The organism is Pseudomonas sp. GW823-FHT06E10, from assembly GCF_058794995.1.
The window spans coordinates 1-20,975 of record NZ_JBXAHJ010000015.1; the positions used below are offsets into that span (position 1 = coordinate 1).

Below are 20,975 nucleotides of genomic sequence, written 5' to 3' on the forward strand. Positions count from 1 at the left end.
CTTTCGTTCATGGAACCTCCAAGTTGGCGAAATCATATCGCCCTTAAGAGGTGTCCGGAATTATTAGGCCAGTTCAGGCTCGCTCCTACAGGGGGTCGGGTTTCAGGCGAGGGCTTTGAGGGTGGCGTCGATCTGCTGCAACACCTCGGCCTCGCCCTTCTCGCCCCAGTACAACGTGATCATTTGCTTGTCCGCCTCGACTTTGTAGACGTTGGCCGGCAATTTTTCGAAATGATCGAGCAGTGCCCTGTCTTCACAGATTTCCTGCCATTGATTGACCCAGACACCCGGTGATTTTTGCCAGTAACTCCAGCACGCCGGCTGATTGCCACGTCGAGGACGATGGTACTGGGCGCAGGGGCTCGGCGGCTCCTGGCTGAGCCAGTGCGGCCACTCCTGAGGCGCCAATTGCATGGCCAGCCCGATGCGCCGAGCCTCCATCCGCAAGGCGATGCGCCCGCTCTGAACTCGCGACGGCCGCAACCATGCCAGCGGACTCAGCACCACCAGCAGGATTGACACCACTATCCAGACCGTCATATCTGTACTCCCGAATTTGAATGAGCCCATTGTGTCACTTTGGAACCAATGCGCTTGAAACCAGCCATACTTACCAATATTGCATCCCTCAGGAGGAGCACCTCATGCCCTACAACCATATTCTGGTCGCTGTAGATCTGACCGAAGAGTGCGACCCTGTGATTCACCGCGCTCGCGAACTGTCGGTGAGCAACGGTGCGAAATTGTCGCTGGTGCACATTGTCGAGCCGATGGCGATGGCCTTCGGCGGCGACGTGCCGATGGACCTGTCACAACTGCAACAGCAGCAGTTCGATCAGGCCAAGGAGCGCCTTGACCGCTTGATCCTGAAATACCCGGAGCTCTCCAGGGAATACAGCCACCTGACCTACGGACAGCCACGCCAGGAGATCCACCACCTGGCCAAGGAGCAAACCTGCGACCTGATCGTGGTGGGCAGCCATGGCCGGCATGGTCTGGCACTGTTGCTGGGCTCCACCGCCAATGACGTGCTGCATGGCGCGCCTTGTGATGTGCTGGCGGTGCGTCTGCAAAACAAAAGCTGACAACACACCCTTGTAGGAGCGAGCCTGCTCGCGATGGTCGTCAACGATGACACGGGAAGCCTGACACCCCGCGGCGCTCTCAAGTTCATCGCGAGCAAGCTCGCTCCTACAGGGGGATTGCATTTCATATGAAAAGCCCGGCGTTCATCACTGAACGCCGGGCTTTTTTTGTTACCGGGTCAATCAGGCATCCAGCTCGGCCCAACGCTCGACCATGATGTCGAGTTCAGCCTGCAACTGCTCCAATTGAGCAATCACCGCAGCCGTTTCGGCCGCCGGACGCTGATAGAAGCCGGCATCCGCCATCTGTGCTTCAACGGCGGCAATCTGCTGCTCCATGGCCTCGATCTGCCCCGGCAACGCTTCCAGTTCGCGCTGCAATTTGTAGCTTAGCTTTTTCTTCGCCACTGGCGCTTCGACGGCTGCAGCAACCGGCGCAGGCTCGGCCTTCACCACCGCGGAGTTCAGGTCGGCCTTGCCGGACTTGCTCTCGGTCACACCCAGCAGACGCGGCGAGCCGCCCTGGCGCAGCCAGTCCTGGTAACCACCGACGTACTCGCGAACCTTGCCTTCACCTTCGAAGACCAGGGTACTGGTGACCACGTTGTCGAGGAATGCCCGGTCGTGGCTGACCATCAGTACGGTGCCGTTGAAGGTGAGCAAGACCTCTTCCAGCAGTTCGAGGGTTTCGACGTCGAGGTCGTTGGTCGGTTCGTCGAGTACCAGCAGGTTCGCCGGCTTGCTGAACAGCTTGGCCAGCAACAGACGGGCACGCTCACCACCCGACAGCGCCTTGACTGGCGTGCGAGCACGCTGCGGGCTGAACAGGAAGTCGCCGAGGTAGCTCAGCACGTGGCGGCTCTGGCCATCGATATCGATGAAGTCGCGACCTTCGGCCACGTTGTCGATCACGGTTTTTTCCAGATCCAGCTGATGGCGCAACTGGTCGAAGTAGGCGACATCGATCCTGGTGCCCTCTTCCACTTTGCCGCTGGTCGGCTGCAAGCCGCTGAGCATCAGTTTCAGCAGGGTGGTCTTGCCGGTACCGTTGGCGCCGAGCAGACCGATACGGTCGCCGCGCTGCAGCACCATGGAGAAATCCTTGATCAGGAACGGACCGTCCGGGTGAGCGAAACTCACGTTATCGAGGACCATTACCTGCTTGCCGGACTTGTCGGCGGTTTCCAGCTGGATATTGGCCTTGCCGGTACGCTCACGGCGCTCGCTGCGTTCGACACGCAAGGCTTTGAGCGCACGTACGCGGCCTTCGTTACGGGTGCGACGGGCCTTGATGCCCTGGCGAATCCACACTTCTTCCTGGGCCAGGCGCTTGTCGAACAGCGCGTTGGCGGTCTCCTCGGCCGCCAGTGCGGCTTCCTTGTGCACGAGGAAACTGGCGTAGTCGCCGTTCCAGTCGATCAGGCCGCCGCGATCCAGTTCGAGGATGCGGGTTGCCAGGTTCTGCAGGAAAGAACGGTCGTGCGTGATGAACAGCACGGCGCCCTGGAAATCCTTCAGCGCTTCTTCAAGCCAGGCGATGGCACCGATGTCCAGATGGTTGGTCGGTTCGTCGAGCAGCAGCAGGTCCGGCTCGGACACCAGGGCCTGGGCCAGCAGGACGCGACGACGCCAGCCGCCGGACAACTCGGCGAGGGTCTTGTCGGCCGGCAGTTGCAGGCGGCTCAAGGTGCTGTCGACGAGGGTCTGCAAGCGCCAGCCATCGCGGGCTTCGAGGTCGTGCTGGACGTGCATCAGCTTGTCCAGATCGGCGTCAGTGACGATGTTCTGGCTCAGGTGGTGATATTCGGCGAGCAAGGCGCCAACGCCGTCGAGGCCTTCGGCCACCACGTCGAACACTGTCCGCTCGTCGGCCACCGGCAATTCTTGCGGCAATTCGCCGATCTTGAGCCCGGGTGCGCGCCAAACGGAGCCGTCATCGGGCTTCTGGTCGCCCTTGACGAGCTTCATCATGCTGGACTTGCCAGTGCCGTTGCGGCCGATGATGCACACCCGCTCACCACGGGCGATCTGCCAGGACACCTTGTCCAACAACGGCATAGCGCCGAAAGCAAGGGACACATCGCTGAATTTGAGCAGGGTCATGAGCTTCTCCAAAAACCGGGCGCGCATTCTACCTGACTTGAGGCTTCAGAAGGCCGGCAATTTCACTCTCGTAGCACTCTGCATGACAAATGTTGCGAACTGATGCGGGAAGACCCGCAAAGCTTTCACCGGCTGCTGGCAAAAGGCTAAGCTACAGACAATTCAGCGCGGGCCTGGCCCGCGCTTGTCATGATTTTTCTCTGCCCGGACGTCTCATGCGCAGTCGCCTTTTCAATCTTTTATCTGCTTTTTTACTGTCTGCCGCTGCCGTTCAATCCGCCCAGGCGGTGGACCTGTCCACCCAACGCCAGTATTACGATGAAGCCAAGCGCGCCCTGGCCAAGGGCGATAGCGGCCCGTATTTCCGTTACAGCCAGGCCCTCGCCGATTATCCGCTGGAACCCTACCTGGCGTACGACGAGCTGACCGCGCGCCTGAAAACCGCGAGCAACGCCGAAATCGAGAAATTCCTCGCCGAACACGGCGACCTGCCCCAGGCCAACTGGATGAAGTTGCGTTGGTTGCGCTGGCTGGCGGAACGGGGCGACTGGGCGACCTTCGTCAAGTACTACGACCCGAAAATGAACTTCACCGAACTGGACTGCCTGAATGCGCAGTACCAGATCAGCCACAACCTCAAAGCCGAAGGTTACGCCAACACTGAAAAGCTCTGGCTGACCGGTAAATCCCAGCCCGAAGCCTGCGATGCCCTGTTCGGCATGTGGGCCGCCGATGGCCAGTTGACCGAGCAAAAACGCTGGGAACGCGCCAAACTCGCCGCCCAGGCGCGCAACTATCCCCTGGCCAACAGCCTGATCAACGGCATGACCACCCTCGCCCCTCGCGGCCGCTTGCTGGTGGACGTGGCGCAGAAACCGGAACTGCTCAACCAGCCGTCACGCTTTACCCCGGCCGATGAAGCCATGTCCGATGTGGTCAGCCTCGGCCTGCGCCGCCTGGCTCGTCAGGACCCGGACAGGGCCATGAATCTGCTCGACGGTTACGCCAGCAGCATGCATTTCTCCCGGGATGAAAAAGTGGCGATCGCCCGGGAAATCGGGCTGACCCTCGCCAAACGTTTCGACAGTCGAGCCCTGGACGTCATGACCAAATACGATCCGGAACTGCGCGACAACACGGTTTCCGAATGGCGCTTGCGCCTGCTCCTGCGCCTGGCGCGCTGGGACGATGCCTATCAGTTGACCCGCCGCCTGCCCCAGGACCTGGCCACCACCAACCGCTGGCGTTACTGGCAGGCCCGCACCCTGGAGCTGGCGCAACCGCAGAACCCGGAAGCCCAGACCCTGTATCGAAGCGTGGCTCGTGAGCGCGACTTTTATGGGTTCCTCGCGGCGGATCGCTCGCAGTCACCCTATTCGCTGAATAACAAGCCGCTGGTGATGAGCCAGGCGCTGATCAACAAAGTGCGCAACACCCCCGGCATACGTCGCGCCCTGGAGTTCCACGCTCGCGGGCAAATCGTCGACGGGCGCCGCGAGTGGTACCACGTCAGCCGTCACTTCAGCCGCGACGAAATGGTCGCCCAGGCCAAACTGGCCTACGACCTGAAATGGTACTTCCCGGCCATTCGCACCATCAGCCAGGCGCAGTACTGGGACGATCTGGATATCCGTTTCCCGATGGCCCACCGCAACACGCTGGTGCGTGAAGCGAAGAATCGCGGCCTGCATCCGAGCTGGGCGTTTGCCATCACTCGCCAGGAAAGCGCCTTCATGGAAGATGCCCGCTCCGGGGTCGGCGCCTCGGGCCTGATGCAACTGATGCCCGCCACCGCCAAGGAAACCGCACGCAAGTTCAGCATTCCCTATAGCTCGCCACAGCAACTGTTCAACCCGGACAAGAACATCCAGCTCGGCGCCGCATACCTGAGCCAGGTGCACAGCCAGTTCAACGGCAACCGCGTCCTCGCCTCCGCCGCCTACAACGCCGGCCCGGGCCGAGTGCGCCAATGGCTGCGCGGTGCGGACCACCTGAGTTTCGACGTGTGGGTGGAAAGCATTCCGTTCGACGAAACCCGCCAGTACGTGCAAAACGTGCTGTCGTATTCGGTGATCTATGGCGAGAAGCTCAACTCGCCGCAGCCAATCGTGGATTGGCATGAGCGGTATTTCGACGATCAATGATCACTGCAGGAGCGAGCCTGCTCGCGATGGACATTAGAGTGCCGCTGGGTGTCAGGCATCCCGCGTCATCGTTGACGACCATCGCGAGCGGGCTCGCTCCTACAAGAGTTCCCCAGCGTTAATCAATCCATCACTGAACTGCAACGCCGCCAACCGCGCATACAACGCATTGCTGGCAATCAGCTCCAGATGCGTGCCCACCGCCACCAGTTTCCCCTGGTCCATCACCGCAATCCGGTCGGCGTTTTTCACCGTGGCCAGGCGATGGGCGATCACCAGGGTGGTCCGGTTTTTCATCAGTGTCGGCAGCGCCTGCTGGATCAGGTGTTCGCTTTGGGCGTCGAGGGCGCTGGTGGCTTCGTCCAGGAGCAGGATCGGCGCATCCACCAGCAACGCACGGGCAATGGCCAGGCGTTGGCGCTGGCCGCCGGACAAGCCGAGGCCACCGTCCCCCAGATGAGTCTGGTAACCATTGGGCATGGCTTCGATAAAGTCATGGGCGTAAGCGATTTTTGCCGCTTCCTGTACCTCGGCCAACGTCGCGTGCGGATTGCCGTAGCGAATGTTTTCTTCAATGCTGCCGAAAAACAGCGCCGGGGTTTGCGACACCAGGGCAAAACAGCGACGCAGGTCCAGCGGGTCGAGTTGAGTCAACGGCACGCCATCGAGCAGGATGCGCCCCTCGGCCGGGTCGTAAAAACGCAGCAGCAAGTCATACACCGTGGATTTTCCGGCCCCCGATGGCCCGACCAGCGCCAGCGTCTCACCGGCATTGACGGTCAGGCTCAACCCGTCGACAGCATAATTTTCCGGCCGCGACGGGTAGGAAAAACGCACATTGTGCAGTTGTAGTTGGCCATTGACCCGCTCCGGCAGCTTCACCGCGTCCGCCACCGGCGGCAGGATGATGTTTTCCGAACGCAGCAACTCGGCAATCCGCTCGGCCGCGCCGGCTGCCCGCTGCAACTCGCCAATCACTTCGCTCAACGTACCGAACGCGCTGCCGACAATCAGGCTGTAGAACACGAACGCCGCCAGCTCGCCAGCGGAAATTCGCCCGGCGATGACGTCCATGCCACCAACCCAGAGCATCACCCCGACCGCACCCAAGACCAACACGATCACCAGGGTAATCAGCCAGGCCCGCTGGAAGATGCGTTTGCGCGCGGTGTTGAACGCCTCTTCCACCGTCACGGCAAACCGTCGCTCGTCCTGGGCCTGATGGTTGTAGGCCTGCACGGTCTTGATCTGCCCCAGGGTTTCGGACACATAACTGCCGATATCGGCAATCCGGTCCTGACTCAGGCGTGAGAGGTTACGCACCCGGCGTCCGAAGATCAGGATCGGCGCGATCACCAGGGGCAAGGCAACCACCACGATGCTGGTGAGTTTGGGGTTAGTGATGAACAGCAGGACGATCCCACCGATCACCATCAGCAAATTGCGCAGGAACAATGACAGCGAAGAACCGATGACCGATTGCAGCAGCGTGGTGTCGGCGGTCAGGCGGGACTGGATTTCCGAGCTGCGATTGTCTTCGTAAAACCCCGGGTGCAGGTAAATCAGATGATTGAACACGTTGCGGCGGATATCGGCGACGCAGCGTTCGCCGATCCACGACACAAGGTAAAACCGTGCAAAGGTTCCGATCGCCAATCCCGCCACCAGTAACATGAACAGACCGATGGACTGATTGAGCAGATGCGGTGACTGGGTCATGAACCCCTCGTCCACCAGCAGGCGGATGCCTTGCCCCATGGACAAGGTGATGCCAGCGGTGACGATCAGCGCCAGCAAGGCGCCAAAGGCCTGCCAGCGATATGGCGCGATGAAGCGACTGGCCAGGCGAATGGCACGGCGGTGACGGGCAGAGAGCATCGTAATCATCCTGGACAAGGCAATCATTAGGGTCAGCCTATACCGCTCAATGGGGTGGCTTGCTGCAAATCACAATGAGTCGGGTTAATTATGTCCGCCAACACTAGAGGCTAGACGCTATTGGTCTAAAGTTCGGGTAGCCACGTGGTGGCATTTCTGGTGGACTGGTTCTGCCCCCCAGGAAAGATCGCAGGGAGTTGTCATAGCCCGGTCACCTGGCGGTTCTACAGTAAGCACACAACCTGATGAGGAGACAGGCCATGTCCTTGCAACACAGCAGCGATGACAAGATTCAAGTGATCCGCACGCAACCAGACCAGTCTCTGGGTTGCTCGATTATTGACGAGCAGGGTCGCGAAGTACCGATCACTGAAGAAATGATCCAGAAAGCTTGCAGCGAACTGGATAAGCGATTGGTCAAACCTGCCAAACAAAAGTGATGTAGCCACCGTCTTCTTGACCCGGCCCATTGTTGGCCGGGTTTTTTATTGCCGGCAAAAAAGACAATTACCCCCTCTCTGTAGGAGCGAGCCCTGCTCGCGATGAACCTGAGAGCACCACGGGGTGTCAGGTTTCCCGCGTCATCGTTGACGACCATCGCGAGCAGGGCTCGCTCCTACAGGGGATTTGTGGTGCATGAAGATCCTGTGTGGGAGCGGGCTTGCTCGCGAAGGGGCCACCGCGGTCTATCAGATTGTCGTTGCCCCCAACGCCGCCACAATCCTCTGCAACTCAGGCGCATCCCCCTCGATCCGCACCTGCAATCCGTCGATCTCTCGACGCGAAGGATAATTCTTGCGCAACGCATCAAATGCCGCTCGCTGTTCGCTGACACTGCCGACAAGGCTGCGACGGAAGTCCGCATCGTCACGTCGCGGGTCATACACGCCACGGCACAGCATCGCCAACGCCCAGGCCGGGTCACTTTGCGCATTGAGGGTCACGTGCGACAGCCACGGCGCCGGCAGCAAATCGCCCAGGCTGACCCGGGCTGGCTGCCCAAGGAAATCGCAATAGGCCTGATAAATCTGCGCGGTGCCCCGCTGCTTGCCGTCGAGGCTGTAGCCGGCAATGTGTGGCGTTGCCAGCACGCAGAGTTCGGCCAGCGCCACGTCGACTTCAGGCTCGCCTTCCCAGACATCGAGCACCGCTTGCAGGTCTTCGCGCTCCAGCAGCACGTCGCGCAGTGCTGCATTGTTGACCACCGGCCCGCGACTGGCATTAATCAGCCAGGTGCCGGACCTGAGCTGGTTCAGGTGTTTTTCATCGAACAAATGCCAGGTCGATTGCTGACCCTGTTTAGTCAATGGCGTGTGCAGACTGATGACGTCGCACTCGTCGATGATCTGCTCGAGGCTGACGTAGTCTCCACCTTCCGCAGTTTGCCGTGGCGGATCGCACACCAGCACCTTCCAGCCCAGGCCTTGCAATACCTTGACCAGGCGTCCACCCACTTCGCCGGCACCGACCACGCCGTAGGTACGCCGGGTCAGGTCGACACCCTCGATTTCGGCCAGGGTCAGCAGACTGCCGAGCACATAGTCGACCACACCACGGGCATTGCAGCCCGGCGCGCTGGACCAGGTGATACCGGCCTGCTGAAAGTAATTCAGGTCCAGATGATCGGTGCCGATGGTGCACGTACCGACAAAGCGCACCTTGCTGCCCTCGAGCAGCGCGCGATTGACGTTGGTCACCGAGCGCACCAACAGCACATCGGCCTGCTCGACCGTGGCACGGTCGATGGCGCGACCCGGTACCCGGCGGATTTCACCGAAGCCTTCGAAGAAGGCATCGAGCAGAGGGATATTTTCGTCGGCAACAATCAGCATGGCAGGCTCCTTTGGCGGGTTGGCAGTGTAGGCGCAGAATTCATCTCTGTGTAGGAGCGAGCATGCTCGCCATGGGCGTTAACGATAACGAGGGCTGCCTGAATGAACGCGGCGCCCTCACATTCATCGCGAGCGAGCTCGCTCCTACAGAGAGAGCGGAGCGATTACAAATACCCAACACAGTCTTTTCCTGACCGAAGCGTCAACGCGTAGAATGCGCAGCCCTGCGCATCAAAACCTCTGGACGCTTCGCTTGTGAATTCCGTGACTGACACTACCGCCGCCCCACGCACGACCCCGGTTCGCCTGGAACTCAAGGGCCTGCTCGGCCTGGCCCTGCCGATCATGATCGCGCAACTGGCCACCACGGCCATGGGCTTCGTCGATGCGGTGATGGCCGGCCGCGTCAGCCCGCGGGACCTGGCATCGGTGGCCCTGGGCAATTCGATCTGGATTCCGGTCTACCTGTTGATGTCCGGCGTCCTGCTGGCAACCACACCCAAGGTCGCGCAACGCTTTGGCGCCGGGCAGTTTGACGAAATCGGCCCGCTGGTCCGCCAGGCGCTGTGGCTCGCATTGTGTGTCGGGTTGATCGGCAGCGGCCTGTTGCTCGGCGCCGAGCCGATCCTGCATTGGATGAAAGTCGATCCGCAATTGATCGAGCCGAGCATGGGTTACCTGCACGGAATCGCCTTCGGCTTGCCGGGCATGGCGTTCTATTACGTGCTGCGCTGCTACAGCGATGGCATGGGTCGGACCCGTCCGAGCATGGTCATCGGCTTGTGCGGCCTACTGCTGAACATCCCGCTGAACTACACGTTGATCTATGGCCATTTCGGCGCACCGGCCCTGGGCGGCGTCGGTTGCGGCTGGGCCAGCGGCATCGTGATGTGGTTCATGGCGTTGAGCATGGCCGGCTGGACCTTCTGGGCCCCGTTCTATGCCCGCACCCGTGTGCTGGTGCACTTCGACCGGCCGAAATGGGCCGTGATCAAGCGCCTGGTCAGCATTGGCCTGCCGATCGGTATCGCCGTCTTCGCCGAGTCCAGCATCTTCGCGGTCATCGCCCTGTTGATCGGCAGTCTCGGCTCCACCGTGGTGGCAGGGCATCAAATCGCCCTGAATATCAGCTCGTTGCTGTTCATGATTCCTTACTCGCTGGGCATGGCGGTGACCGTGCGGGTCGGCCAGGCACTGGGGGCCGGCAATCCTTGGCAGGCGCGCTTCGCGGCGAAGGTCGGGCTAGGCGCGGCACTGGTGTTCGCGGCGTTCTCGGCGGCACTGATCCTGCTCCTGCGCGAACCTATCGCCTCGATCTACACGCCTGACAAGGCCGTGATCCAGATTGCGTCGATGTTGATTGTGTATGCCGCGCTGTATCAGTTTTCCGATGCCATCCAGGTGATCTGCGCCGGCGCGCTGCGTGGGTACCAGGACACCCGGGTGACGATGATCCTGACCTTGTTCGCCTATTGGGGCATCGGCCTGCCGGTCGGCTACGTGCTGGGACTGACCGATTGGTTCGGTCCGGCCAGCGGCCCGAGCGGGCTGTGGGAAGGGTTGATTGCCGGTTTGAGCTGTGCGGCGCTGATGCTGTCGATCCGACTGACGCTCAGTGCGCGCCGGCGGATTCGTAACAGCCAGGGTTGATCGCCACAACCCTGTAGGAGCGAGCTTGCTCGCGAAGGTCGTGAACGATAACGCGCGAAAACCAGATGCCCAACGGCGCCTTCGTTATTTTCGCGAGCAAGCTCGTTCCTACAGGGGGGTTGTTGGTTAAACAGACTTCTTGCGAATCCAGTAGAGGTAGGTGCCCTCATCTTCGTGCTGTGCCACCAGTTCATGGTCGAGAAACACACAGAACTTGGGAATATCGCGACGGGTCGACGGGTCAGTGGCGATCACCTTGAGCAGGCCGCCGGGCACCAGATCACGGATGTGCTGGTGCAGCATCATCACCGGCTCGGGGCAATTGAGGCCGGTGGCGTCGAGGGTGCCGTCTACCGGCGTATCAAGCATTTCACTCATGATTCACTCCTGAAACTGGCCGGCATTGTCGCGCATTGCCGGGTGTAACGTCATCTGTGGCATTACGCCGCCCCCTTGTAGGAGCGAGCCTGCTCGCGATGATCGTCAACGATGACGCGGGGACCTGACACCCCGTGGTGCTCTCAGGTCCATCGCGAGCAGGCTCGCTCCTACAGGGGATTGCGGTGTTTCAGCGGGACTTGGGTTTCTTCACGTCCAGTCGACGCAAATGGCAGGTCACTTCCTCGCGGTCGTGGTACAGCTGCTTGCAGCCAATCTCGACCTTGATACCCCGGGCCTTGAAGCCATCGGCAATGCGCTCGAGCAAACGCTTCACTTCGGCATAGCGCTGTTTCATCGGCAGCTTGAGATTGACCACCGCCTCGCGGCAATGGCCGTCGCCGATCCACTCTTCCAGCATCGCGGCATTGCGCGCCGGCTTCTCGACGATGTCGCAGACCATCCAGTCCACCGGCTGCTTGGGCTTGAAGGTGAAACCGTCGGCCATCAGATGTTGCACCAGACCGGTGTCCATCAGGCTTTCGGCCATCGGGCCGTTGTCGATGGCGGTCACCAGCATGCCACGGTTGACCAGTTGCCAGGTCCAGCCACCAGGGGCGGCCCCCAAGTCAACGCCGGTCATGTCACCATGCAGGCGCTCGTCCCACTGGTCGCGCGGGATGAAGTGGTGCCAGGCCTCTTCCAGCTTGAGGGTCGAGCGGCTCGGCGCCTCGCGGGGGAACTTCAAACGGGGAATGCCCATCGGCCACATCGCCGAGTTGTTCGACTCCGCCAGGCCCATGAACACTTCACGACCGCTCTTGAACGTCAGCAGCAAACGCGGCTTGTGGGCATCTTCCACCAGCTTGCCGGCCGCCATCAGCGCCTTGCGCAGGTGCACTTCGAATTTCTTGCAGAAGTTCGACAGTTCCTTGCCGTCGTTGGTGTCGACCATTTCCAGCCACAGGCTGCCGCACAGCGGAAAGTCCGCCATGTGGGCGAGGATCACACTGATGCGGTCGGTTTCCGGCAGATCGATGAAAATCCCCCGGGCCCATTGGCGCGGGAAGATCAGCTCGGCAAAACGCTGCCCGCGCATCAGGCGCTCGGCGCCGTCTTCTTCGGTGCAGACAAACTCGGCGCAGGCAGTAGCCGCCTTGGCCTTGGCATAACCGGCCACGTTCAAGCGCGCGGCGAGGTCGGAAATCTCGGAACAGACTTCGCCTTCGAAGCCCGGCCGGCAATGCATAAAGAGGGTGTTCATTAATACTCCTGGACCCTGTAGGAGCGAGCTCGCTCCCACAAAGAGAGACCGCTTGCCCTGAAGCAAAGCCTGTCACGAAAACCGGCGCATGATAGCCGAGATCGGAAGCTGGAGCTTGTCGATAGAACCCGGTTATTAGCCAGCTACTGAAAACAGAGCTAGGTTTAATGTTCTGCCCATCCCCTCAGTCCGTAGCCGTGCGGACTCAAAGGAGTGATCGCAATGCCGTCCCTCGATAGCCTGAATACGCTCAAGACCCTGCAAGTCGGCAACAAGACCTACCACTACTTCAGCCTGCCCGAGGCCGCCAAAAGCCTGGGTGATCTGGACAAGTTGCCGATGTCGTTGAAAGTCCTGCTGGAAAACCTGCTGCGCTGGGAGGACGAAAAAACCGTCACCGGTGCCGACCTCAAGGCATTGGCCGCGTGGCTCAAGGAGCGTCGTTCCGACCGCGAGATCCAGTACCGCCCCGCGCGGGTGCTGATGCAGGACTTCACCGGCGTACCGGCGGTGGTCGACCTGGCCGCGATGCGCGCGGCGATGGCCAAGGCCGGCGGCAATCCGCAACGGATCAACCCGCTGTCGCCGGTGGACCTGGTGATCGACCACTCGGTGATGGTCGACAAGTTCGCCAGCAGCAGCGCCTTCGAGCAGAACGTCGACATTGAAATGCAGCGCAATGGCGAGCGCTATGCGTTCCTGCGCTGGGGCCAGAGTGCCTTCGACAATTTCAGCGTGGTGCCGCCGGGCACCGGGATCTGCCACCAGGTGAATCTTGAATACCTCGGCCGCACGGTCTGGACCAAGGACGAGGACGGCCGCACTTACGCCTTCCCGGACACTCTGGTTGGCACCGATTCCCACACCACCATGATCAACGGCCTCGGCGTGCTTGGCTGGGGTGTCGGCGGTATCGAGGCGGAAGCGGCGATGCTCGGGCAACCGGTGTCGATGCTGATTCCCGAAGTCATCGGTTTCAAACTCACCGGCAAGCTCAAGGAAGGCATCACCGCCACCGACCTGGTGCTGACCGTGACCCAGATGCTGCGCAAGAAAGGCGTGGTGGGCAAATTCGTCGAATTCTACGGCGACGGCCTTGCCGACCTGCCCCTGGCCGACCGCGCGACCATCGCCAACATGGCCCCGGAATACGGCGCCACCTGCGGTTTCTTCCCGGTGGACGACATCACGCTGGAATACCTGCGCCTGTCCGGCCGGCCCCCGGAAACGGTGCAACTGGTCGAGGCCTACAGCAAGGCCCAGGGCCTGTGGCGCCTGCCCGGCCAGGAACCGGTGTTCACCGACAGCCTGGCGCTGGACATGGGCAGCGTCGAAGCCTGCCTCGCGGGGCCGAAACGCCCGCAGGACCGGGTGACGCTGCCGAATGTCGCGCAAGCGTTCAGCGACTTCACCGACCTGCAATTCAAGCCCACCAGCAAGGAAGAAGGCCGCCTGGAAAGTGAAGGCGGTGGCGGTGTTGCCGTCGGCAATGCCGATATGGCCGGCGAAGCCGATTACGATTACGAAGGCCAGACCTATCGCCTGAAAAACGGCGCCGTGGTCATCGCCGCGATCACCTCCTGCACCAACACCTCCAACCCCAGCGTGATGATGGCCGCCGGGCTGGTGGCAAAGAAGGCCGTGGAAAAAGGCCTGCAACGCAAACCCTGGGTGAAGAGCTCGCTGGCCCCCGGCTCGAAAGTGGTCACCGACTACTACAAGGCGGCCGGCCTGACCCAGTACCTCGATGAATTGGGCTTTGCCCTGGTCGGCTATGGCTGCACCACTTGCATCGGCAACTCCGGGCCGCTGTCGGAGCCCATCGAGAAAGCCATCCAGCAAGCCGACCTCACCGTGGCCTCCGTGCTCTCGGGCAATCGCAACTTCGAAGGGCGGGTGCATCCATTGGTGAAAACCAACTGGCTGGCCTCCCCGCCACTGGTGGTGGCCTATGCGCTGGCCGGCACGGTGCGCACCGACCTCAGCCGCGAGCCTCTGGGCGATGGCAAGGACGGCAAACCGGTGTACCTGCGGGACATCTGGCCAAGCAGCAAGGAAATTGCCGACGCCGTGAATCAGGTCAACACCGCCATGTTCCACAAGGAGTACGCCGAAGTGTTTGCCGGTGACGAACAATGGCAGGCAATCAAGGTTCCGCAGGCGGCGACCTATGTCTGGCAGGACGACTCGACTTACATCCAGCACCCGCCGTTCTTCGACGACATCGGCGGCCCAGCGCCCGTGGTCAAGGATGTCAGCGGCGCCAGGATCCTCGCACTGCTCGGCGACTCGGTGACCACCGACCACATTTCCCCGGCCGGCAACATCAAGGTCGACAGCCCGGCAGGACAATACCTGCGCGACAAAGGCGTGGAACCGCGGGACTTCAATTCCTACGGCTCGCGGCGTGGCAACCATGAAGTAATGATGCGCGGCACCTTCGCCAACATTCGCATACGCAACGAAATGCTCGGCGGCGAAGAAGGCGGCAACACCCGCTACATTCCCACCGGGGAAAAAATGTCGATCTACGACGCCGCCATGCGCTATCAGGCTTCGGGCACGCCGCTGGTGGTGATCGCCGGCCAGGAATACGGCACCGGCTCGAGTCGCGACTGGGCGGCCAAGGGCACCAACCTGCTGGGGGTGAAAGCGGTCGTCGCCGAAAGCTTCGAACGGATTCACCGCTCCAACCTGGTGGGCATGGGCGTGCTGCCGTTGCAATTCAAGCTGGATCAGAACCGCAAGAGCCTGAAACTGGGCGGCAGCGAAACCCTGGACATCCTCGGCTTGACCGGCGTCGAGCTGACGCCACGGATGAACCTGACGCTGGTCATCACCCGCGAAGACGGCAGCCGCGAGAAGATCGAGGTGTTGTGCCGCATCGATACGTTGAATGAGGTGGAGTACTTCAAGTCCGGAGGGATTCTGCATTATGTGTTGCGGCAGTTGATCGCGTCTTGACCGACCGCTGACAAAGACACCGCCTTCGGGCGGTGTCTTTGTTTGGGCCACGAAAAGCCATGTGGGAGCGAGCTTGCTCGCGATATGGAGAGAACATTCAACATTGTTGCCGACAGTCGGTAAGCTATCGCGCGCAAGCTCGCTCCCACAGGGGTTTGACAGTGCATCGCAAATCCCGACAAAAGGACTTCAAATGATTGCCCTGCCATGGACGCTTCTGGCCCTGCTTTCCTTCGGCTACGGCCTGGCGCTGACCTACGGCCATCTCGGCTGGCTCTCAGCAATCTCGGTGTTCCTGTTGCTGGTCGCAGGTGTCGCCGTCCGCCAACGCGACATCCCTTTTGCCCGCAACCTCGGCCACGGCCTGTTCATCGTTCTGGCCCTGGCATTGGCGACGCATTGGCTACCCGGCTTCTATAACGGTCGCGCCATCGACCCCCAGCGTTTTACCGACAATGCCGTGTCATTCGCCATGCACCTGAACCTGGACAAACCGCTGATCGGCTTCTGGCTGCTACTGGTTTGCCCGTGGATTGTCGGCCGCCGTTCGCTTCGGTTGTCACTGTATGCCACCGTACTGGCCCTGACCTTGAGCGCCATGCTGGCATTGGGTGGTGCGCTGTTGCTGGGCGTAATCGCCTGGGCGCCGAAATGGCCGGATCAAGCCTGGCTGTGGTTGCTGAACAATCTGCTGCTGGTGACGCTGGTCGAAGAGGCGCTGTTCCGTGGCTACATCCAGGGCGGCCTGACCCGGTATCTCAAAGACCGGCCCTACGGTGAGCACCTCGCCCTGCTGCTGGCGTCATTGGTCTTCGGCCTGGCCCATGCCGGCGCGGGATGGCAGTGGGTATTGCTGGCAACGCTGGCCGGGGTCGGCTATGGCCTGGCCTATCGGTTCGGGGGGCTGGGTGCCGCCATCGCCAGCCACTTTGGCCTGAACCTGCTGCACTTCGGTCTGTTCACCTATCCGATGCTCGCCGGCTGACGCAAGGGTCATTTTGCGACGCATTGCCGATTATCGAAAAATAATCTCAACAATCCGCCAGCCTTGCCGATACAGCACTTGAAAGCCTTGCGGATTAAAAAAGCCATGCGTAACAACCAGCCAATTACACAACGCGAGCGGACCTTCCCGGCGCAGCAACGGTTGATTTCCACCACCGATGCCAAGGGCATGATCACCTACTGTAACGACGCTTTCGTCGAGATCAGCGGGTTTTCCCGAGAGGAATTGATCCGTGCACCGCACAACCTGGTCCGTCACCCCGACGTCCCGGCGGCGGTGTTCGCACACATGTGGGACACGCTGAAACAAGGCTTGCCATGGATGGGCATTGTCAAGAATCGCTGCAAGACCGGTGATCATTACTGGGTGAACGCCTATGTGACACCGATCTTCGAAGGCAATCAGGTGATCGGTTATGAGTCGGTGCGGGTCAAGCCCACCGCCGAACAGATCCGCCGTGCCGAAGCGCTCTACCAGCGCATCAACCAGGGCAAGTCAGCCATTCCCTCCTCGGATAAATGGTTGCCGGTCCTGCAGGACTGGCTGCCGTTCATTCTGGTCAGCCAATTGAGCTTCATGATCGGTGCCTCGTTGAACTCCCACTGGGGGTTTGCCCTGGCTGCCGGTCTTTCGGTGCCACTGGGCCTGATGGGCCTCCAGTGGCAACAGCGAGGCCTCAAGCGTTTGCTGCGCCTGGCGGAGCAGACTACCTCCGATCCGTTGATCGCACAGATGTACACCGACAGTCGCGGCGCCCAGGCGCGTCTGGAAATGTCCATCCTCAGTCAGGAAGCACGCCTGAAAACCTGCCTGACGCGTCTGCAGGACACGGCCGAACACCTGACCGATCAGGCCCGACAGTCCGACGCCCTGGCGCACAACAGCTCCAGCGGCCTGGAACGTCAACGGGTCGAGACCGAGCAAGTGGCCACCGCGGTCAACCAGATGGCCGCGACCACCCAGGAAGTCGCCAGCCACGTGCAACGCACCGCCGACGCCACCCAGGAAGCCAACCGCCTGACCGGTCGTGGTCGTGACATCGCCGGGGAACCCCGCGAAGCCATCCAGCGCCTGTCGGTAGTCGTCGGTGAAACCGGCGTGACCGTGACCCAACTGGCCAAGGACAGCAACGAAATCGGCGGCGTGGTCGACGTGATCAAAGGCATCGCCGACCAGACCAACCTGCTGGCCCTGAACGCCGCCATCGAAGCGGCCCGTGCCGGCGAAATGGGTCGTGGTTTTGCGGTGGTGGCCGACGAAGTCCGTCAGCTGGCACAACGCACCAGCGAGTCCACCGGGCAGATTCACGCACTGATCGCCAAGCTCCAGCACACCGCCGGCACTGCCGTGCAAACCATGGAAGCCGGGCATCGTCAGGCGGAAGAAGGCGTGGCGCGGGTACTGGAAGCGGACCAGGCCCTGGTGGGGATCAGCGAAGCGGTGGCCAATATCACCGACATGACCACCCAGATCGCCGCCGCGACTGAAGAGCAAAGTGCCGTGGCCGAAGAGATCAGCCGCAACATCAGCAACATTTCGGAACTGGCGGACCAGACCTCGGAACAGGCACAGAACTCGGCGTTGCTGAGTGAAGAGCTGACCAAGACTGCCAATACACAGTATTCGTTGGTGGAGCGGTTTAACCGCTGATTGCTGCTGGAATGATAAAAACCCGGACAGTGAGAGCTTCCGGGTTTTTTATTGAGCCGGTGACAGTGATGTTGTCTGGTAGTCCCCCATCGCGAGCAAGCTCGCTCCCACAGGGTTTTGAGCCACACCACAAATCACTGTGGGAGCGAGCTTGCTCGCGATGGGGGCCTTACAGCCCGCACAAAACCTCACTGAAGGAATGAAGCCACCTTCTGCGCCGCCGCCGCCAAATGCTGCTCATGGTTAAACCCCGAAGCCTTCAGCGGCTTCAAGTCATGATCCCCCGCCACCAGCCAGAACACCTCGATACCCGGCGATAGCGCGTAACCCTCGACCGCCTCCCGGTTGCCCAACGCATCGCGCTCACCTTGCACGATTAAGGTCCGCGCCTTCAACTCCGCCAAATGCTCAACCCGTGGCTTCTCCGGTTTACCCACCGCATAGAACGGATAACCCAGGCACACCAGCCCATCCGCGCCCAACTCATCCGCCAGCAGACTGGCCATGCGCCCGCCCATGGACTTGCCGCCGATGGCCAGCGGCCCAGTGACATGGCGTCGCACCTGGGCATACACCTCACGCCAGCATTCCAGCAGTTTCGGCGCGGGGTTCGGCGGACGTCTACCGCCATCGAGGCGCAGTTGCGCCATGTAGGGAAACTCGAAGCGCAACACGTTGACGCCTTGAGCGGCGAGGCGCGCAGCCATGTCGCTCATCCAGCCGCTGTCCATCGGTGCGCCGGCGCCATGGGCGAGGATCAGCGTCGCCGCTGCCTTGCCAGCGGCGGCATCCCACAACCATCCATGATCCCGCACGCACTGCGCCCATTGATCCCCGTCAATACCGGCCTTGTGCCCTTTGTCCATGCTTGCCTCGCTTTTAGTCTGCCTATAACTCCGGCCGAAGGGTGCACTGCCTTGCGCTGCGCGCTCACTTCGGCTGAACCGTGGATGGGGAACCATGAACACTTCTATCAGTACCGCCTACAACTACAAGGTGGTCCGCCAATTCGCCATTATGACGGTGGTGTGGGGCATCGTCGGCATGGGGCTCGGGGTTTTTCTCGCTGCCCAGTTGGTCTGGCCCGAACTCAACTTCAATTTGCCGTGGACCAGCTTCGGCCGCCTGCGCCCACTGCACACCAACGCCGTGATCTTCGCCTTTGGCGGCTGCGCGTTGTTTGCCAGTTCGTTCTACTCGGTGCAACGCACCTGCCAGACCCAATTGTTTGCGCCGAAAATCGCCGCGTTCTGTTTCTGGGGCTGGCAGCTGGTGATCCTGCTGGCGGCCATCAGCCTGCCGCTGGGCTACACCAGCTCCAAGGAATACGCCGAGCTGGAATGGCCGATCGACATCCTGATCACCATTGTCTGGGTCGCCTACGCCATCGTGTTCTTCGGCACGATCATGCAGCGCAAGACCAAGCACATCTATGTCGGTAACTGGTTCTTCGGTGCGTTCATCGTCACCGTGGCGATCCTGCACATCGTCAACAACATGGAACTGCCGGTCAGTTTCACCAAGTCCTACTCGCTGTACTCCGGTGCCACCGATGCGATGGTGCAATGGTGGTACGGGCACAACGCCGTAGGCTTCTTCCTCACCGCCGGTTTCCTCGGAATGATGTATTACTTCGTGCCGAAACAGGCCGAACGTCCGGTGTACTCCTATCGTTTGTCCATCGTGCACTTCTGGGCGCTGATCACCCTTTACATCTGGGCCGGTCCGCACCACTTGCACTACACGGCGCTGCCGGACTGGGCGCAGTCGCTGGGCATGGTGATGTCGCTGATCCTGCTGGCGCCGAGCTGGGGCGGGATGATCAACGGCATGATGACCCTGTCCGGTGCCTGGCATAAGTTGCGCAGCGACCCCGTCCTGCGCTTCCTCGTGGTGTCACTGGCGTTCTACGGCATGTCGACCTTCGAAGGGCCGATGATGGCGATCAAGACGGTCAACGCCCTCTCCCACTACACCGACTGGACCATCGGCCACGTACACGCAGGCGCCTTGGGCTGGGTGGCGATGATCTCCATCGGCGCGCTGTACCACATGATCCCGAAAGTCTTCGGACGCGAGCAGATGCACAGCATCGGCCTGATCAACGCGCACTTCTGGCTCGCCACCATCGGCACCGTTCTGTACATCGCCTCGATGTGGGTCAACGGCATCGCCCAGGGCCTGATGTGGCGTGCGGTGAACGAGGACGGCACGCTGACCTACTCCTTCGTCGAAACCCTGGTGGCCAGCCACCCAGGCTTCGTCGTGCGGCTGGTGGGTGGCGCGATCTTCCTCAGCGGCATGTTCCTGATGGCCTACAACACCTGGCGCACCGTGCGGGCCTCGCAGCCTGCCGAAGTCGCCGCTGCCGCGCAGATGGCCTGAGGAGTCCGCCATGAAACACGAAACTATCGAGAAAAACGTCGGCCTGTTGCTGCTGCTGATGATCCTGGCCGTGAGCATCGGCGGCCTGACCCAGATCGTCCCGCTGTTCTTTCAGGACGTGACCAACAAACCGGTGGAAGGCATGAAGCCCTACACCGCGCTGCAACTGGAAGGTCGCGATATCTATATCCGCGAAGGCTGTGTCGGCTGTCACTCGCAAATGATCCGTCCGTTCCGTGCCGAGACCGAACGCTACGGGCACTACTCGGTGGCTGGCGAAAGCGTGTGGGATCACCCGTTCCTGTGGGGCTCGAAACGCACCGGGCCGGACTTGGCCCGTGTCGGTGCGCGCTACTCCGATGACTGGCACCGCGCGCACTTGTACAACCCGCGCAACGTCGTGCCGGAGTCGAAGATGCCGGCGTACCCGTGGCTGGTGGCCAACCCGGTCGACAGCAGTCATACCGAAACCAAGATCAAGGCCATGCGTACCCTGGGCGTGCCGTACACCGACGAAGACATCACCGGCGCCGTCGCTTCACTCAAGGGCAAGAGCGAAATGGATGCATTGGTCGCCTACCTGCAAGTGCTCGGCACTGCCATCAAGAGCAAGAGGTGAGCCATGCCCCTGTCTTT

Annotated in this window: 16 protein-coding genes; 9 read left to right on the forward strand and 7 right to left on the reverse strand. The window is 61.3% G+C overall.

Going from position 1 to position 20,975, the window contains the following annotated elements; genetic code table 11:
• Positions 1-102 precede the first annotated feature (102 nt).
• Positions 103-540 carry a hypothetical protein gene (locus AC1Q6Y_RS21920; RefSeq protein ID WP_090454096.1) on the reverse strand — a complete coding sequence of 146 codons (438 nt, stop codon included), beginning with the start codon at positions 538-540 and terminating at the stop codon, positions 103-105.
• Positions 541-644: 104 nt separating this feature from the next.
• Between AC1Q6Y_RS21920 and AC1Q6Y_RS21925 the strand changes: the two genes are divergently transcribed.
• A complete protein-coding gene (locus AC1Q6Y_RS21925) occupies positions 645-1,085 on the forward strand; it encodes a universal stress protein (RefSeq protein ID WP_046041383.1) in 441 nt (146 codons plus the stop codon).
• Positions 1,086-1,268: 183 nt separating this feature from the next.
• On the opposite strand, the gene AC1Q6Y_RS21930 is transcribed toward AC1Q6Y_RS21925, so the two are convergent.
• Positions 1,269-3,188: an ATP-binding cassette domain-containing protein gene (locus tag AC1Q6Y_RS21930; protein WP_008022990.1), complete on the reverse strand. Its 1,920-nt coding sequence runs from the start codon at positions 3,186-3,188 to the stop codon at positions 1,269-1,271.
• A 215-nt stretch (positions 3,189-3,403) separates the two neighbouring features.
• Here AC1Q6Y_RS21930 and AC1Q6Y_RS21935 point away from each other — a divergent pair, with 215 nt between their 5' ends.
• Positions 3,404-5,332 (forward strand): transglycosylase SLT domain-containing protein, encoded by a 1,929-nt coding sequence (locus AC1Q6Y_RS21935; protein WP_057715658.1) that lies wholly within the window; start codon positions 3,404-3,406, stop codon positions 5,330-5,332.
• A 99-nt stretch (positions 5,333-5,431) separates the two neighbouring features.
• Here AC1Q6Y_RS21935 and AC1Q6Y_RS21940 read toward each other — a convergent pair whose 3' ends face one another.
• On the reverse strand, positions 5,432-7,219 hold the full coding sequence (locus AC1Q6Y_RS21940) for an ABC transporter transmembrane domain-containing protein (RefSeq protein WP_492625198.1): 1,788 nt from the start codon (positions 7,217-7,219) through the stop codon (positions 5,432-5,434).
• A gap of 251 nt (positions 7,220-7,470) precedes the next feature.
• Between AC1Q6Y_RS21940 and AC1Q6Y_RS21945 the strand changes: the two genes are divergently transcribed.
• Positions 7,471-7,650, forward strand: coding sequence for a PA1571 family protein (locus AC1Q6Y_RS21945; protein WP_057715660.1), 180 nt, complete (start codon positions 7,471-7,473; stop codon positions 7,648-7,650).
• A gap of 249 nt (positions 7,651-7,899) precedes the next feature.
• Here the strand turns inward: AC1Q6Y_RS21945 and pdxB are convergent, their stop codons facing one another.
• Positions 7,900-9,042 (reverse strand): 4-phosphoerythronate dehydrogenase PdxB, encoded by a 1,143-nt coding sequence (pdxB, locus tag AC1Q6Y_RS21950; protein ID WP_492625155.1) that lies wholly within the window; start codon positions 9,040-9,042, stop codon positions 7,900-7,902.
• A 255-nt stretch (positions 9,043-9,297) separates the two neighbouring features.
• Here pdxB and AC1Q6Y_RS21955 point away from each other — a divergent pair, with 255 nt between their 5' ends.
• On the forward strand, positions 9,298-10,692 hold the full coding sequence (locus AC1Q6Y_RS21955; RefSeq protein WP_492587962.1) for an MATE family efflux transporter: 1,395 nt from the start codon (positions 9,298-9,300) through the stop codon (positions 10,690-10,692).
• Between the two features lie 126 nt (positions 10,693-10,818).
• Here AC1Q6Y_RS21955 and tusA read toward each other — a convergent pair whose 3' ends face one another.
• On the reverse strand, positions 10,819-11,070 hold the full coding sequence (tusA, locus tag AC1Q6Y_RS21960; protein WP_056721984.1) for a sulfurtransferase TusA: 252 nt from the start codon (positions 11,068-11,070) through the stop codon (positions 10,819-10,821).
• A 190-nt stretch (positions 11,071-11,260) separates the two neighbouring features.
• Positions 11,261-12,334: a 23S rRNA (cytidine(2498)-2'-O)-methyltransferase RlmM gene (gene rlmM / locus AC1Q6Y_RS21965; protein ID WP_057715663.1), complete on the reverse strand. Its 1,074-nt coding sequence runs from the start codon at positions 12,332-12,334 to the stop codon at positions 11,261-11,263.
• 222 nt (positions 12,335-12,556) lie between these two features.
• On the opposite strand from rlmM, the gene acnA reads away from it, so the two are divergent.
• The 3 genes from acnA to AC1Q6Y_RS21980 all read left to right on the forward strand — a co-directional run bounded on the left by acnA (position 12,557) and on the right by AC1Q6Y_RS21980 (position 17,954).
• Positions 12,557-15,298, forward strand: a complete 2,742-nt coding sequence (gene acnA, locus AC1Q6Y_RS21970; protein WP_492587963.1) for an aconitate hydratase AcnA — start codon at positions 12,557-12,559, stop codon at positions 15,296-15,298.
• A gap of 193 nt (positions 15,299-15,491) precedes the next feature.
• A complete protein-coding gene (locus AC1Q6Y_RS21975; RefSeq protein ID WP_090454089.1) occupies positions 15,492-16,283 on the forward strand; it encodes a CPBP family intramembrane glutamic endopeptidase in 792 nt (263 codons plus the stop codon).
• A gap of 105 nt (positions 16,284-16,388) precedes the next feature.
• Positions 16,389-17,954, forward strand: coding sequence for a methyl-accepting chemotaxis protein (locus AC1Q6Y_RS21980; protein ID WP_492625156.1), 1,566 nt, complete (start codon positions 16,389-16,391; stop codon positions 17,952-17,954).
• A 188-nt stretch (positions 17,955-18,142) separates the two neighbouring features.
• Here AC1Q6Y_RS21980 and AC1Q6Y_RS21985 read toward each other — a convergent pair whose 3' ends face one another.
• Entirely contained in the window at positions 18,143-18,820 is a 678-nt protein-coding gene (locus AC1Q6Y_RS21985) for an alpha/beta family hydrolase (protein ID WP_492625157.1), read from the reverse strand.
• A gap of 94 nt (positions 18,821-18,914) precedes the next feature.
• On the opposite strand from AC1Q6Y_RS21985, the gene ccoN reads away from it, so the two are divergent.
• Together ccoN and ccoO are read left to right on the forward strand one after the other, a co-directional pair.
• Entirely contained in the window at positions 18,915-20,339 is a 1,425-nt protein-coding gene (gene ccoN / locus AC1Q6Y_RS21990; protein ID WP_102668942.1) for a cytochrome-c oxidase, cbb3-type subunit I, read from the forward strand.
• Positions 20,340-20,349: 10 nt separating this feature from the next.
• The gene (gene ccoO / locus AC1Q6Y_RS21995; protein ID WP_057715669.1) at positions 20,350-20,958 is read left to right on the forward strand and encodes a cytochrome-c oxidase, cbb3-type subunit II; all 609 of its coding nucleotides are present in this window, start codon (positions 20,350-20,352) and stop codon (positions 20,956-20,958) included.
• Positions 20,959-20,975 lie beyond the last annotated feature (17 nt).

What these genes read in the sequence shown, in the direction of transcription:
- AC1Q6Y_RS21975 (WP_090454089.1), top strand. Translation starts at nt 15,492, where the DNA reads ATGATTGCCCTGCCATGGACGCTTCTGGCCCTGCTTTCCTTCGGCTAC.
- AC1Q6Y_RS21980 (WP_492625156.1), top strand. Translation starts at nt 16,389, where the DNA reads ATGCGTAACAACCAGCCAATTACACAACGCGAGCGGACCTTCCCGGCG.
- AC1Q6Y_RS21935 (WP_057715658.1), top strand. Translation starts at nt 3,404, where the DNA reads ATGCGCAGTCGCCTTTTCAATCTTTTATCTGCTTTTTTACTGTCTGCC.
- ccoN (WP_102668942.1), top strand. Translation starts at nt 18,915, where the DNA reads ATGAACACTTCTATCAGTACCGCCTACAACTACAAGGTGGTCCGCCAA.
- AC1Q6Y_RS21940 (WP_492625198.1), bottom strand. Translation starts at nt 7,219, where the DNA reads ATGATTACGATGCTCTCTGCCCGTCACCGCCGTGCCATTCGCCTGGCC.
- tusA (WP_056721984.1), bottom strand. Translation starts at nt 11,070, where the DNA reads ATGAGTGAAATGCTTGATACGCCGGTAGACGGCACCCTCGACGCCACC.
- acnA (WP_492587963.1), top strand. Translation starts at nt 12,557, where the DNA reads ATGCCGTCCCTCGATAGCCTGAATACGCTCAAGACCCTGCAAGTCGGC.
- AC1Q6Y_RS21920 (WP_090454096.1), bottom strand. Translation starts at nt 540, where the DNA reads ATGACGGTCTGGATAGTGGTGTCAATCCTGCTGGTGGTGCTGAGTCCG.
- rlmM (WP_057715663.1), bottom strand. Translation starts at nt 12,334, where the DNA reads ATGAACACCCTCTTTATGCATTGCCGGCCGGGCTTCGAAGGCGAAGTC.
- pdxB (WP_492625155.1), bottom strand. Translation starts at nt 9,042, where the DNA reads ATGCTGATTGTTGCCGACGAAAATATCCCTCTGCTCGATGCCTTCTTC.
- AC1Q6Y_RS21930 (WP_008022990.1), bottom strand. Translation starts at nt 3,188, where the DNA reads ATGACCCTGCTCAAATTCAGCGATGTGTCCCTTGCTTTCGGCGCTATG.
- AC1Q6Y_RS21985 (WP_492625157.1), bottom strand. Translation starts at nt 18,820, where the DNA reads ATGGACAAAGGGCACAAGGCCGGTATTGACGGGGATCAATGGGCGCAG.
- AC1Q6Y_RS21925 (WP_046041383.1), top strand. Translation starts at nt 645, where the DNA reads ATGCCCTACAACCATATTCTGGTCGCTGTAGATCTGACCGAAGAGTGC.
- AC1Q6Y_RS21945 (WP_057715660.1), top strand. Translation starts at nt 7,471, where the DNA reads ATGTCCTTGCAACACAGCAGCGATGACAAGATTCAAGTGATCCGCACG.
- ccoO (WP_057715669.1), top strand. Translation starts at nt 20,350, where the DNA reads ATGAAACACGAAACTATCGAGAAAAACGTCGGCCTGTTGCTGCTGCTG.